At 43.6% G+C, this 15,092-nt stretch carries 11 protein-coding genes; 7 read left to right on the top strand and 4 right to left on the bottom strand.

Features of this window, described 5'->3' with window-relative positions; translation table 11 throughout:
• The first annotated feature begins 152 nt into the window (after positions 1-152).
• Positions 153-1,661 (top strand): glycerol kinase GlpK, encoded by a 1,509-nt coding sequence (glpK, locus tag I2D69_RS10605; RefSeq protein ID WP_173735057.1) that lies wholly within the window; start codon positions 153-155, stop codon positions 1,659-1,661.
• A 294-nt stretch (positions 1,662-1,955) separates the two neighbouring features.
• Here glpK and I2D69_RS10600 read toward each other — a convergent pair whose 3' ends face one another.
• The 3 genes from I2D69_RS10600 to I2D69_RS10590 all read right to left on the bottom strand — a co-directional run bounded on the left by I2D69_RS10600 (position 1,956) and on the right by I2D69_RS10590 (position 5,427).
• Positions 1,956-3,038, bottom strand: coding sequence for a helix-turn-helix domain-containing protein (locus I2D69_RS10600; RefSeq protein ID WP_173735058.1), 1,083 nt, complete (start codon positions 3,036-3,038; stop codon positions 1,956-1,958).
• 241 nt (positions 3,039-3,279) lie between these two features.
• Complete coding sequence (gene ugpC / locus I2D69_RS10595) at positions 3,280-4,392, bottom strand: sn-glycerol-3-phosphate ABC transporter ATP-binding protein UgpC (protein ID WP_118582627.1); 1,113 nt, start codon at positions 4,390-4,392, stop codon at positions 3,280-3,282.
• Positions 4,393-4,527: 135 nt separating this feature from the next.
• Positions 4,528-5,427: an ARMT1-like domain-containing protein gene (locus I2D69_RS10590; protein ID WP_173717465.1), complete on the bottom strand. Its 900-nt coding sequence runs from the start codon at positions 5,425-5,427 to the stop codon at positions 4,528-4,530.
• Between the two features lie 847 nt (positions 5,428-6,274).
• On the opposite strand from I2D69_RS10590, the gene I2D69_RS10585 reads away from it, so the two are divergent.
• From I2D69_RS10585 to I2D69_RS10560, 6 genes are all read left to right on the top strand, one after another.
• On the top strand, positions 6,275-8,218 hold the full coding sequence (locus tag I2D69_RS10585; RefSeq protein WP_118582633.1) for a beta-L-arabinofuranosidase domain-containing protein: 1,944 nt from the start codon (positions 6,275-6,277) through the stop codon (positions 8,216-8,218).
• Between the two features lie 87 nt (positions 8,219-8,305).
• The gene (locus tag I2D69_RS10580; RefSeq protein WP_173717466.1) at positions 8,306-9,661 is read left to right on the top strand and encodes a sugar ABC transporter substrate-binding protein; all 1,356 of its coding nucleotides are present in this window, start codon (positions 8,306-8,308) and stop codon (positions 9,659-9,661) included.
• Between the two features lie 204 nt (positions 9,662-9,865).
• Positions 9,866-10,783, top strand: a complete 918-nt coding sequence (locus I2D69_RS10575) for a sugar ABC transporter permease (RefSeq protein ID WP_118582639.1) — start codon at positions 9,866-9,868, stop codon at positions 10,781-10,783.
• Between the two features lie 3 nt (positions 10,784-10,786).
• Positions 10,787-11,644, top strand: coding sequence for a carbohydrate ABC transporter permease (locus I2D69_RS10570; protein WP_243243798.1), 858 nt, complete (start codon positions 10,787-10,789; stop codon positions 11,642-11,644).
• Between the two features lie 160 nt (positions 11,645-11,804).
• Positions 11,805-12,518: a hypothetical protein gene (locus tag I2D69_RS10565; RefSeq protein WP_118582642.1), complete on the top strand. Its 714-nt coding sequence runs from the start codon at positions 11,805-11,807 to the stop codon at positions 12,516-12,518.
• A gap of 81 nt (positions 12,519-12,599) precedes the next feature.
• Complete coding sequence (locus tag I2D69_RS10560) at positions 12,600-13,640, top strand: LacI family DNA-binding transcriptional regulator (protein ID WP_118582645.1); 1,041 nt, start codon at positions 12,600-12,602, stop codon at positions 13,638-13,640.
• Positions 13,641-13,741: 101 nt separating this feature from the next.
• On the opposite strand, the gene I2D69_RS10555 is transcribed toward I2D69_RS10560, so the two are convergent.
• The gene (locus tag I2D69_RS10555; RefSeq protein WP_195379877.1) at positions 13,742-14,761 is read right to left on the bottom strand and encodes an ABC transporter substrate-binding protein; all 1,020 of its coding nucleotides are present in this window, start codon (positions 14,759-14,761) and stop codon (positions 13,742-13,744) included.
• Between the last annotated feature and the right edge of the window lie 331 nt (positions 14,762-15,092).

Here is a 15,092-nt window from a genome sequence, read left to right as displayed (position 1 = left end):
AGCGTTGCGCCGGCGAGTGAGTAATACACATTGTCCAAATGCGTCCCTCCTAAAGAACTTTTCAACCCACTAAATAGCAAGTTAAGGTATTTTCTTGTATGTGAAAATAGGCTATAATATAAATAATTCAAGCAAAGTAAACGAGGTGTACTATGGGAAAATATATAATGGCATTGGACCAGGGAACTACCAGTTCCAGATGTATTTTATTTGATAAAAAGGGAAATATGTGCAGCGTAGCACAGAAAGAGTACAAACAGTATTACCCGAAGCCAGGCTGGGTGGAACATGATCCGAAGGAAATCTGGTCCTCCCAGATTTCAGTGGCTACAGAAGCCATGAGTAAGATCAGTGTAGATGCAGAGGATATTCACGCTATCGGAATCACGAATCAGCGAGAGACTACGATTGTGTGGGATAAGAAGACAGGAGAGCCGGTTTATCCGGCAATTGTATGGCAGTGTCGCAGAACAGCTGATATGATTGAGAAGATGGAAAAAGACGGCATGTCAGAGTTGGTTCGAAAGAAAACCGGTCTGATTCCGGACGCCTATTTTTCCGGAACGAAACTGAAATGGATCCTGGATCATGTAGAAGGTGCCAGAGAGCGTGCGAAGAATGGGGAACTTCTCTTTGGAACAGTAGATACCTGGCTGATTTGGAAATTGACAAAAGGGAAAGTTCATGTGACGGATTACACCAACGCTTCCAGAACCATGCTTTTTGACATCCATGAGAGAAAATGGGATAAAGAGATTCTGGAATACCTGGATATCCCAGAGTGCATGCTGCCGGAAGTGAAGCCAAGCAGTTGTATTTATGGTTATACCAATGAGAACCTGATCGGGGGCAGAATCCCAATTGCCGGGGCGGCAGGAGACCAGCAGGCAGCTCTTTTTGGACAGTGCTGCTTTGAGTCAGGTGATGTAAAGAATACATATGGTACCGGCTGCTTTATGCTTATGCATACAGGAGATAAGGCGGTAGAATCCAAGAATGGACTTCTTACCACCATTGCAGTGAAAGCAGACGGAACACCGGGATATGCCCTGGAGGGAAGTGTTTTCGTGGCAGGTGCTGCTATTCAGTGGCTGAGAGACGAAGTGGGAATTCTGGAGAGTTCCCCGGATTCTGAGAAATATTGTCTGTCAGTGCCGGACACAAACGGTGTATACGTGGTTCCCGCGTTCACAGGTCTCGGTGCACCATACTGGGATCAGTATGCAAGAGGTGCTATCCTTGGTCTTACCAGAGGCGCAGGAAAAGCTCATCTGGTGCGTGCCACGGTAGAGTCCCTGGCCTATCAGGTACACGACGTTCTGGAAGCCATGGAGAAGGATTCTGGCATTGATCTCAGCGCCCTCCGCGTAGACGGCGGCGCCAGCGCTAATAACTTCCTCATGCAGTTCCAGGCTGACCTTCTCGACACTCAGGTAGTCCGCCCTAGCTGCATCGAAACCACCGCCCTTGGCGCCTCTTATCTTGCAGGGCTCGCCACCGGTTTCTGGAAAGACGCCTCCGAAGTAAAAAGCAATTGGCAGATCGGCCGTCAGTTCACCCCACAGATGACAGAAGAGGAGCGTAAGAAGAAGCTGAAAGGGTGGAAGAAGGCTGTGAAGTGTACGTTTGAGTGGGCGAAGGATGAAGAAGGATATAAGTAAAAAATGCCACATAATCAGGAATTTATTTTTACACTTTACAATAAACGTGTTATTTAAAGTCCACTTTAACATGTATAATAAAGAAAATAAATCTGACCATAGAGCAATTTCAGGTTTCCCAGAATCTCCTTTCTGCTCTATGGACAGTCTTTCAAGAAAGTAGCATTTACTTTGATCAAGACAGTTACTTTGAATAGGAATCAGCAGCTGACAGAAGAACAGAGTCGGCAAATTGAAAAAGCCACTAAAAGAGAAATTGTTAAGTTAAAAATATATTGTTTAAGAGGGGGAATTTTATTCTGCTTTCTTATACTTAATATAATTCACCACCATCATCGCTAACTTAAACGTTAACGCATCCTCAAAGGTTCGGATATCCAGCCCGAATTTTTTCTGCAGCTTTTCGAAGCGGTACACCAGTGTATTTCGGTGTACGTAAAGCTGTCTGGAGGTTTCGGAAAGATTTAGGTTGTTTTCGAAGAAGGTGCGGATGGTAGCGAGTGTTTCGTCATCAATAGAATCCAGAGTTTCTTCTTTGAAAAACTCATCGATAAACATCTCGCAGATCTCCACCGGCAGCTGATAGATCAGGCGACCGATTCCAAGACGGTTATATCCAAACACATTCTTGCCAGTATAGAAAATCTTGCCCACTTCTAAGGCAGTACGTGCTTCCTTGTAAGCATCCGGGAGCTGCTTCAGGTCATCTGCAATATTGCTGTAGGAAACCCAGGCAGAAGTCATGGCCTCTGTATTCAGCATGTCCACCAGCATATGGGCAATATCATCCAGATCGGAATAATCCTCAGAAGGCTGGAGTTCACGGAGAATAATAATTCCGGAATCGTCTATAGCAGTAATAAAATCTCTTGTCTTAGCTGCAAAAATATTACGGATGGTAGCCAGAGCATTTTCGTCCTTGCTCTGTTTGGTCTCCACCAGGAAAACAGCACGCCGTACAGTGGTTGTGATATGAAGCTTTTTCGCACGGTTAAAAGCGTCTACCTCAGAGTAGGAGCCAAGGAGAAGATTCTGCATAAATACGTTTTTGTCGCTCTTTTCCATGTAAGCGGTAAGCAGGCTCTCAATCTGGCAGACTGCCAGTTCCCCGATAGTGGAAGCGGCCTCCGCATTTCCCCATACGATCAGGACATATTGAAGCTGGTGACTCTCTGTCACTTTATACAGCCGGCAGTTCATATTGGAAATACACAGCACCTCATCTTCCTTAAATTCTTCCAGTTTCTCTTCGGAAGGAAGGGCTCTATCGCAGGTGCTGATATAAATGGTGTTATCTAAATTTACAAGGCAAAAATCCAGATGACTGATATTCTTCCAGTCTTCCAGACATTTCTGGAGAATCTGAAGTAATTTCATAGGTTTGCTCCTTTGTGGGAAAATAGTATAATGAAATGAGTGCCAAAAATTCGAAATCCGCTGATTTACTGCGTAAATCGCGGCTTTTTTATATTTGGCGTGTCCCAAGTTCAAACGCCTTATCGGGCTTGCACGATAAAGATTTTTGAACTTGGGACACTGGTATCATATAATACTAGTATAACAAAAAAAGCCTCAGGGGAAAACCCCTGAGGCCTAACTAAATTCATTCTTCTAAATATTAGTTGCAGATAGTAAGCTCTGTCTCTTTATCAAAGAAGTGAGATTTCTCCATATCGAATGCGAATTTGATTGTATCGCCTGTCTTGGAGTTTGTACGAGGATCAACTCGTGCTGTAACCTGAGTTCCGTTTACATCGAAGTACAGGAATACTTCAGCACCAAGAAGCTCATAAACTTTAACGGTAGATGTCATTGGAACGCTTGGAGAAGCTTCGATGAACATCTGGGAATCATGAATATCCTCTGGACGGATACCAAGAACAACTGTCTTGCCAACATAACCGCCGTCTTTCAGCACTTTCGCTTTCGCTGCCGGGATAACGATGTCATACTCACCAACTTTAGCAATAAGGTCGCCGCCTTTTTCAGCAATCTGAGCGTCAAGGAAGTTCATCTGCGGGGATCCCATGAATCCTGCAACGAACAGGTTGCCTGGCTGCTCATAAAGGTGCTGTGGTGTATCAACCTGCTGAACAACACCATCTTTCATAACAACGATTCTGGTACCAAGGGTCATAGCCTCTGTCTGGTCATGTGTTACATAGATGATTGTTGCGCCCAGTCTCTGATGGATCTTGGAAATCTCAATACGCATCTGAACACGAAGCTTAGCATCCAGGTTGGAAAGAGGCTCATCCATAAGGAATACCTTAGGATTACGAACGATAGCACGTCCCATAGCAACACGCTGTCTCTGTCCACCGGAAAGAGCCTTCGGTTTACGATCAAGAAGTTTCTCAAGGTCAAGGATTCTGGCTGCTTCTCTAACAGCTTTGTCAATCTGATCTTTCGGAACTTTACGAAGTTTCAGACCAAATGCCATGTTATCATATACTGTCATATGAGGATACAGAGCGTAGTTCTGGAAAACCATTGCGATATCACGGTCTTTCGGCTCTACATCGTTCATAACCTTGTCACCGATCTTTAATGTACCACCGCTGATCTCCTCAAGACCTGCGATCATACGAAGTGTTGTAGATTTTCCACATCCGGATGGTCCAACGAAGATGATGAACTCTTTGTCTTCGATTTCAAGGTTGAAATCTTTAACTGCCTGGAAACCATTCGGGTAAGTTTTGTTAATGTGCTGTAATGATAAGCTTGCCATGATTTTTCCTCCAAATTTCTCAATTAATTATTATAATCAAAATTGTTTCGATGCTTTTTTCATCTGATGTTAGTATAGCGAAAACCACCCAAAAGGGCTAGGGCAGAATCGTACAAACTTTTAAACAGTTTCTTGTCAATCTGACGAAAAAGCAGTAGCCTTTGGCGCCCGCTTCTCATTTATGAACATTCCTTGTAGTAATTTTGCATGAAAAAGCTGTTGAAACCAGTCGCATTTGCACAAAAACAGGTAGTAGATGTTCAGTCCGCAGCCATGCAGAGTCTCGTAATTTCCCTGACCTTTGGCAATGATCACGTCAGCATTATATAGAAGTTCTCTGGCGTGGGTACTGATCCCGTGAAGCCAGGTACCGCCTACGTCGTTTCCGTTTCCAAGTACAGGCACAACATCAGTAAGACCGCAAAATTCAGCGTCCTCCATGGTTGCGTCATTTCCAGCGGGCAGTCCGCGTACTAATGCTGTGATCCGTATATTTGGAAATATCTTTTTCAGAATCTGGATGGCAATTTTGTCCAGAACGATCTCACCGCAGTTATCGGTAATATATACAACATTCTCTGCCTTTTTCATATCCTGGCAGAATTGACGATATTCCTGTTCGTCAAGATCATCCTTGTTTTCACTTTTAATAAGAGAAAGTGCAGTTTCCTTGCTGACTTCCGGAAGCGCCGCAAAGTCGATATAGTTGCCGGTGCGGGCATAAATAAGTGCGGCTTTTAAGGGATCTTCTGAATAACGGATAGTGGAACGAAGCTCAGCTTCCAAATCCAGCATAAGCTGGTCATATTCTTTGTTGATCCGGGTGAAATCTTCCATAGGAACGCCCCAGAAGGAACAGTAGAATTTCTTCAGTTCTGTGGAGATGCTTGGAACGCAGTCGTCATCCTTTGGATGTTCAAAACGCTGGCGGATTGCTTCCATATATTGTTTTTTTCTGTCTTCGTCGTTAAAATGACGAATTTTTGCTTCCTGTTTGCGTATCTGACAGGCCATACATTTTGAATTTAATTTCATTCGTACCTCCTGAAAATAAGTTGCTGGCTAATTTTTCAATAACATTATTGAAAGATGCCAGGGCAAAAGATATTTTGACATTCACATCATTGAAAGAAACTATAATTAATGAAATGAGTGTCAAAAGGTCTTTTGGCACTCATTTGATACCCGGATTGCTACGCAGCTGCGCTGCTCCCGCAATCCTTCAAATATTCGAAATCCGCTGATTTACTGCGTAAATCGCTGCTTTCTCATCCAAGTTCAAAAGCCTTATTGTGCAAGCACGAACAGCTTTTTGACCTGTTGACACTGGTATCATAATTACTTACATTATAGCAGAAATTGTCTGACAGAACCAGAGAATGTTTGAAAAATAAAGTCACTGTTCACTGGTAACGTTCCGCGAGGCGTTTTTTGTGAACAAAGTTCACAGAAAACCCGAGAATTAAGTTTGCGCAGCAAACGCTACTTCTTGTGCTTGTCACAAGAAGGTTCGTCTTTCTGTGCTTCGCAAAGCGCGTTACTGCGAACGGAGCGAACAGTAACAAAATAAACTTGTACGTTATTTGAAAGGTTGTATGTCATAAAATGTATTATAGAGAGAAAATAATATAGAAAAACGTTTAATTAGACGAAAAATATAGTGATAATCCATAAAAATCAAGTATATAATCTATAAAAAAAGCTGAAAAAAATAAATAGTATTTACAAAATCCATTTGACGTGCTACTATCAGTTTAAAGATAAGTAAAACGATTAACGAGAAACCAGTAAACTAAAAGAAAAACATGGAATTAATCCGGTTTTTTATTTTTTACAAAGAAGATTAAACGATTAATTAAAATCGGCAAAGGCAGGTGCAAATATGAAAAAACACTTGAAACAGTTGGATCTGAAGAGAATCCGGATCACAGACAGTCTGTTTGGGGAATATGTGAATAAAGTAAGCGAGAAGATCATTCCCCATCAGTGGAAAATTCTCAATGACCAGCTGGAAGATTCAGAGCCTACCTATTGTATCCATAATTTCCGTATTGCCGCAGGTGAAGAAAAGGGAGAGAGAAAAGGAGTTGTTTTCCAGGACACAGATCTTTACAAATGGCTGGAAGCGGTTGCCTACACCATAGCAGGTGGCCGTGGGGAGCATCTGGAAGAGCTGGCAGATCAGGTTATTGATCTGATAGGGAAAGCACAGGAACCAGATGGATATCTGAATACTTATTTTTCCGTAAATGCCCCTGCGAAGAAGTGGACCAATCTGGTGGAGGGCCACGAATTGTACACAGCCGGACATATGATCGAAGCTGCTGTTGCTTATTACCAGGCTACAGGTAAGGAGAAAATCCTTAATATTGCAAAGAAAAATGCAGATCTCATATGCAGGGTGTTTGGTACAGGAAAAGGCCAGAAACGAGGTTATCCGGGACATCAGGAAATTGAACTGGCCCTGGTGAAGCTTTACCGGGAGACCGGAAAGAAGATTTATCTTCAGCAGGCCAGGTATTTTATCCAGGAGAGGGGCAGGAATCCTAATTATTTGCAGGCAGAAATTGCGGGAAGAGGACATCCGGAATTTTTTCCGGAGTTCGAGAGGTACGATCTGGAATATTCCCAGGCTCACAAGCCTCCTGTAGAGCAGGATGAGGCAGTTGGACATGCAGTAAGGGAAATGTATATGTGCTCCGCAATGGCTGATCTGGCCGGAGAAGATGCCGATTCAGGGCTTATGGAAGCTTGCAGCAGAATTTGGGAGAACATGACGACACGGCGGATGTACATTACAGGAGGAATCGGAAGCAGCGGCTTCCGCGAGCGGTTTACTACAGATTACGATCTTCCAAACAGTACCAACTATTCTGAAACCTGCGCATCTATCGGTGTGATGATGTTCGGGCAGAGAATGGCAGCCATCACAGGAGATGCTTCTTATTATGACTATGTAGAGAAAGCGTTGTATAACACTGTGATTGCAGGAATCAATATTGCAGGAGACCGGTACTTTTATGTAAACCCACTTGAGGTGGTTCCGGAATTTTGCACAGAGCACACTTACATGGAGCATGTGAAACCGGTAAGGCAGAAATGGTTTGGAGTTGCCTGTTGCCCGCCAAATGTGGGAAGAACCCTTGCTTCTTTGGGACAGTACATATACGCAGAAGATGAGGAAGGGGTTTATATTAACCAGTTTATCTCCTCTACAGCAGATACAGAAATCAAAGAGAGCCGTATGAAGATAAAAATGGATTCCACGCTTTTGCAGGATGGAAAGGTTCAGCTCCAGGTGCAGTCGTCCGGACCAGGAATCCTGAACATCCGCATTCCCTGGTACAGTGAGAAATGGGAATGTGTGCAGAATGGAATTTCCATAAAAACGCAGCCTGACAAAGGCTATCAGAGGCTTTGCATTTCACCGGGAGACACACGGATCAGTATTGATTTCCATGTGGTTCCCAGATGGATGGGAGCCAATGACCAGGTGAGGGCAGATGCAGGAAAAACAGCCCTGATGAAAGGTCCGCTGGTGTATTGCCTGGAGGAAAAAGAAAACGGCAGATTCCTTTCAGAGATTTTTGTAGAAGAGAACACTTCGATAGAAGAAAACGCTCCCGCAGAAGAACTGGTAGGAAATGTTCCAACTCTTTCCTATAAAGGAATACGTGTAAGAAACAAAGGTGCAGACGGCGAAAATCAGTTGTACGGAAGTGTAGAGCTGGAAAAAGAAGAAGTTTCTCTGCGGGCCGTTCCGTATTGTATGTGGAACAACCGGGGACAGGGGGAAATGCTTGTATGGCACAAGCTGCGGATATGACAGTATTACAGATTAACTTTAAAACAGTAAATGTTTACAGCGGCCAGGCAAAGCCGTTATAATAAGATTAAGAAAAGGAGAAGTAGTATGAAGAAAAAACAGTTATTGGGGATTTTACTTGCAGGTACAATGATGGTTGGAGCAGCAGTTCCGGTTTTTGCAGCAGATGGTGACAGAGTAAAGATCACATATGCACAGTGGGGAAATGAAACTGAGACAGCAGCTACACAGGCAGTTGCTGATAAGTTCAACAGCGAACAGGACAAGATCGAAGTAGAAGTAGTGAAGATCGATCACGATACCTACGTTACCAAGCTGAATGCCATGGCTACAGCTGGTGAGCTTCCGGATACCGGTATTATGAGTGAGGCCGGCGTGCTGAAATTTGCAGAGAACGGACTTCTTGCAGACATCAGCTCTATGTATGGTGAAGGCGATGCCAAACCTCTGGATTGTCTGACATTCCGTTACGACGGCACACCAGTTGCATATTCTGCAGCAAACGAAGTTCTGAACCTTTGGTACAACAACGATCTTCTGAAAGAGGTTTGTGAGAAGCAGGGAATTGATCCTTCAGAGGTGACTCCTCCGGCAGATGCTGAGGATGCATGGGATTGGGATACTTTTGTCCAGACAGCACAGAAGCTGACTCTGGATATCAATGGAAAGAATGCTTTGGATCCTGATTTTGATCCGGACAATGTAGATATTTACGGATGTACCATTAACACACTGCCATGGCAGCTGGAAGTATGGGCAAAATCCAATGGCGGCGGATATTACAGCGAAGATGGCTCTGAATGCACCATTGACTCTCCGGAAACGGTAGAAGCACTTCAGAGAATCGCAGATCTGTCAGACGTTTACCACTGCGCACCTCCTGTAACAAGTGCTGCTAATGCTCTGGAATCCTCCCTTGGAAGCAAAAAGGTGGTTATGGCAACAGACGGTGCATGGAACGTCGGCACCTTCCTTGGACCAAGCGCTGATTTTGATTACGGTGTAGGTGTTCTGCCTTACATGAAAGAAAAAGTTACTATCTGTACTGGTGGACCAAACGTGGTATTCTCCACAACAGAGCACCCGGAAGAAGCTATGGAATGGCTGAAATGGTATTATCAGGAAGAGAATTCCTGGTCCCTGATCGAGGCTGGAACATGGATGCCGATCCTGGATTCCTGGTACACAGATCCTGAGAAAACAGATAAATGGATCAGCAACCCGAACTATCCGGATAAAGACATGTACAAGAGCGCAGTTGTGGATTATGCTATGAACAACGCACAATCTACCTCCTGGTATTATGTAAACGGAACTGAAGAGTTCAACGCCACACTTGATTCTGTATTCTCCAGCGTATGGGCTGGTGAGGAGACCATGGAAGAAGCGATTAACGAGAACCTGGAAGAGCTTCAGGATATCTTTGCTGAGAACAATGGCTGATCGGAGCTGTTCATACAGGCTCTAGAGCTGGTTATTTTATAGCAAAATAGTGAACGAAACAGTTACTGATAATAGGTAACATGAAGCAGCAGTGAAAATCTGCTGAAAAATAGGAAAAGCAACTGGACTGACCGGTTACTGTCCAAGGATATTATTTCATATTACTGACAGATACCGGTCAGCTCCCTTTTAAGAGGTGCGGGCATGAAAGCAAATAAGAAAAACAAAATAAAAGTGACATCAAGGGCCGGTAGAAAAGAAGAAAGGACCGCTTATCTCTGTCTGATACCGGCATTCCTTGGAGTAAGTCTGATCAGTTATCTGCCGACACTGGCAGTATTTGTTTTAAGCGTATTTAAGTGGAATGGTCTTTCCTCACCGGAGTTTGTAGGTCTGGAGAACTTCCAGCGTATTTTTACAAAAGATATTTATTTCGCAGATTCTATAAAAGCGACAATTTTGTACGCTCTTCTGGCTGTGGTAGGCGCTATTATCTATTCTCTTCTGGTAGCCCTGCTTTTGAATATGAAAATATGGGGACGGACATTATTCCGTTCTGTTTTCTTCATTCCATACCTTTTGCCTGCAATCGGTGTTTACAAAGGATGGCAATGGTTATATGAAGGTAACTTCGGACTTTTTAACTTTGTCCTTCGAATGGTGGGACTGAAACCTCAGAGATTCCTGGACAGTCCGAGTCAGGTAGTACCTTCCCTGGTAGTAATTGCAATCTGGACAAGCGGCAACCTGATCGTGGTTTTCCTTGCAGGACTTCAGAATGTACCGCGGGTTTACATGGAAGCAGCGGAAATTGATGGTGCAAATGCATGGCAGCGCTTCTGGAACGTTACCATTCCAAGCATTTCCCCGATTATTTTTTACAACGTGCTGACTGCCCTGATCACACACCTGCAGGTTATCAACCCGGCGCTGGCTCTTACAGATGGCGGCCCAGGAAAAAAGTCCATGTTTATGTCCTATGTTATTTATCTTTATGCATTTAAGAAAAACAAACTGGGATATGCAGCTGCTTATTCTGTGATCTTCTTTATCCTGGTTGGAATTTTTACGGCAGTACTCTTTAAGACGCAGAAAGAACAGATTTTCGGAGAGGGGGAATGAGAAATGGCTGGAAAAATGGCAAGCAGAAAGAAAAAAGAAAAAGCCTTTAATGTTCTGGCGTTTTTCATTGTACTGATTCTGGCTGAATTGGTACTTCTTCCCATCTGGTGGATTTTCCGTTCTTCCCTGATGAGCACGGCAGCATTGAATGAATATCCGCCTTCCTTTATTCCTCATGAGTGGCTCTGGTCAAACTATTCCAAAGCGCTGGAGACTTTTGAGTACTGGACTTATTTTAAGAACACATTCACCATTATCATTCCGGCAGTTACCTTTGGTACCATCACTGCGATTTTTTGCGGATATGCCTTTGCAAGACTTCGTTTCCGCGGGAAAAAGCTGATCTTCAACATCTGTGTTGGCACGATTCTTCTTCCGGGAATGGTAACCTTGATTCCTCTGTATATTTTCTGGACAAAGGGAATGGGACTGGGTGATACATATTGGCCGTTGATCTTGCCGTTCTTAACAGGTGGTGGCTTTTTCAACATTTTCCTGATCCGGCAGTTTCTGATGACGATTCCAAAGGAACTTGATGAGGCGGCTTCCATTGACGGGGCTGGAAGAATGAGAATCCTATGGACAATTCTTGTTCCTTCAATTAAACCGGCGGTAGTTGTAGTTGGAATGATGCTGTTCATCCAGATATGGAACGACCTGCTTCAGCAGATCATTTACATTAACAGCATGAGCAAATTTACCTTTGCCATTGCGCTGACCAACTTTACCGGCTCATTCGGAACTAACTGGCCGGTGGCACTGGCAGCCACGTTTATGACAATCCTTCCTGGTATTGTGATTTATATCTTCGGGCAGAAGAGCTTTGTGGAAGGAATTGTGCTGACTGGTATGAAAAATTAAATTATAACAATATTAACATTTTCAGGCAGGGCGGTGGTCCTGCCTGTACGAAATTTAAAATGAGGATGTAAAAAGCCTCTTTTTCAAACACGCTCTAAGACAATGCTTTGTGGGGTGTATGAAGAGGCTGTAATCAGGCAGTAATTTTGAGGAAAAGCATATGAGACTGACAAAAAGATTCATGGACTGGTATCAGGGAAATAATGATAAGGAGAAAGAGACGCCAAAGGGCGGTGTGAAGAGAGTTGGTTATGTACTCTGGAATTACGCCGGCAGACTGGTTGGGGCAAATGTGCTGTTCCTTTTGTGCTGTATTCCAATCGTGACGATTCCGGCAGCTCTGTCAGCACTGAACCGTTATCTTTCGGCGATTTACCGGGTAGGATATGGTTTTTCCCTGGAGGATTACTGGAAAGAATTTAAGTCTGATATTCTGAAAAATCTTCCGGCGGGAGTGCTCACCGGCGCTCTGGGATTCTATTCCTGTTATCTGCTCAGTCTTGCTGGAAATTTTGGCAAGGGAACTACCCATGATGTGCTGATTGGGTGTGGGATTGGTGTAATGATCTTTGCCATACTTATTGGTGGATATTATTTTGTAATGTCCGCTATGTTAGACCTTGGCGTGGGGGTATTGCTGAAAAATACATTTCTCATTATGGTATTGGAATGGAAGCTGAGTATGGTGATCGTAATCACTGTGGTAATTGCCGGCGGAATTTTGCTGGCACTGGCACCATATTCTCTGTTTCTGCTGCTTACGATCGGCGTTTCTTTTCCGCAGATGGTGATATATGCCTGTGTGGACAGGGCCGTGGAGCGAAGGGTGCTGCAGCCCTTTGAAAAATTACAAAGTAGAAGAGCAGGGGAGTAGAGATGGCGATTGTGGCTGTGAATAAAATATGATAAGATTGTGATAGAAAGAATTAATAAAAAAACCGGAGGGAGAAGTTCCATGCCGACCATAAAAGAAATTGCAAAAGCCTGTAACGTATCAGTTGCGACTGTTTCCAATATTATAAATCATAAAGGCAGCGTTGGTGATGCCACCAGGGAGCGTGTAGAGAAGGTGATTCGCGAGATGAATTATACGCCTAATTATGTTGCCAAAAATCTGAAAACCAAAAACACCAGAAGTATCGGTGTTATTGCAGAAGATATGACAGTTTTTGCTCTTCCTGATATTATCGACGGCATTACGGAATACTGTGAGGAAGCTGATTACCAGATTCTTCTTGTAAATCTCCGTCTTTATAAGAAATTCCAGGATAATTATTACCGTGATAACCGTCACAAAGAAATTGTACGTCAGGAGTTCCAGAAGCTTCTGGCAAAGCAGGTCGAAGGAATTATTTATGTGGCTGCCCATGAGCGCCTGATCGATATTATCCCAGAGGATCTGCCCATTCCAACGGTAGTTGCTTATGGCTTTACTGGCAGTGGGAAAATCCCATCTGTAGTGGTGAAGGATATCAAAGGTGCCCATGATCTGGTCAGTTATATTGTTTCCAGAGGACACAGGAAAATTGGTGTTATCGCAGGTAAGAAGGAGAGTATTCATACCCAGTCCCGTCTGGAGGGCTACCAGAAGGCTTTGTTCGAAGGAGGGATTCTCTATGATCCGGATATGGTCACTTATGGTGACTGGGATCGGCAGAGTGGTTATGAGAACACAGATATCCTTTTGGAAAAGGGTGCAACAGCTATTTTCTGTATGAATGATTTCATGGCTGGTGGAACCTATGACCGTTTGGAAGAGCTTGGGCTTCATGCTGGGAAAGATGTGGCTGTGGCTGGCTATGATAACCGTGAAATGGCATGCTATGAAAAGCCGCCGCTTACTACCATGGCTCTTCCTCTTCATGATATTGGCTATAAAGCCTGTCAGATCATTATTGGGATTCTGACAAAAGAAGAAGTGGAGTTGGATAATGGAAATTGCTTTGTGGAGTGTATTCCTTGTATTCGGGAGTCGGTGAATGCGGTGGAGGCATAGAGAACGGTATTTGCTATTTAATGTGCTGAAAAGTTCTTCAGGAGGGACGCATTGTCCAAATGCGTCCGGAATAACGACCAGCACATTAAATAGCAACTTTTTTAAGAAATCGCAGCTTCAGCGAATGCAGTTGTAACCAGGTTTTCACAATCTGCCCTGTCAGATAATTCTCCTGCACTCTCCAGAATATCCTGCAAAAGTTCAAAACTATCTTTTTCGAATATCAGATTCTCTTTCCAGGTATCCTGCTCATAATAACGCTTGACAATTGTGGTAAGAGTATCCATATCTGTTTCCGGGAATTGAGGGGAAATCACTTGCGCAATTTCCTCAGGGGAATGGCTTTGTACATAGTCCATACCTTTTTGAAGGGCGTTTGTGAAGCTCTGGATAATCTGTGGGTTTTCGTTTAGAAAGCTGGTCTTTGCACTGTAAGAGGTATAGGGGACATAACCGGAATCCACGCCCAGAGAAGCCACTACATAACCTTTTCCTTCTCTTTCAAGGGCAGTTGCGGAAGGCTCAAATTCAACAGTAAAATCAGCCGACATGTCACCAGTAAATGCAGCAGCAGTGGAACCAAAATCAATACTCTGGTCAATTTCCAGATCTGTCATCGGATCAATATTATGATTCTTTAAAATGTACTCAAATACCATTTCTGGCATACCACCCTTACGACCACCAAGAACTCTCTTATCTCTCAGCTCATCCCATGTGAAATCCGGCATTTCTTCTCTTGCCACAAGGAAGTTTCCAGCCCTCTGGGTGAGCTGTGCGAAATTCACAACCGGATCAGTGGCACCTTCCTGATAAGCATAGATAGATGCCTCGGCACCCATAAATCCAATATCAGCTTCCCCGGAAATAACAGCAGTCATAGTCTTATCCGCACCAAATCCTGTGACAAGTGTCAGATCCAGCCCTTCCTCTGCGAAATACCCTTCTTCAATTGCCACATACTGCGGTGCATAGAAAATCGAATGTGCTACTTCGTTTAAGGTAACCTTTGTAAGCTCCTCTTTTGATTCTCCATTCTTTGCAGCAAAGACTGTGGCTGGCAGTGCAGTTACTGTAAGAATCACAGCTGCTGCCAGTGAAATCCATTTTTTATTTCTCATACAGTGACTCCTTTTTTGACTTCTGCTGTTAGGATATGCAAAATATGGGAAAGATGTTCGTAATAAGCATATTGCAAAGCTAAAAAAGAGGGTCGAGAAAAGTTATTTATCTGCCTCTTCTGATAAAATTTGTAACTGGATTTTTAACTTTCCTAACAGTTAAAAAATATGAAACGTACTTAACAACAATTCAATTGTGCTCATCTGTCAATTCTGCTATGCTTTAATCACAAAAGCTTTTGGAATTTTAACCGAATAAGCTGCGAAGCAGCATTCGGTTATGAGCAAGTAGCGAAGCGGACCTGGAATATCCGCTTGACTCAGGAGAAAA

The sequence above is a fragment of the Ruminococcus sp. D54t1_190329_F1 genome, assembly GCF_015551645.1.
GTDB lineage: Bacteria > Bacillota > Clostridia > Lachnospirales > Lachnospiraceae > Blautia_A > Blautia_A faecis.
The sequence above is the reverse complement of the archived record's forward strand: the minus strand, read 5'-3'. Positions and strand labels throughout refer to the sequence as shown.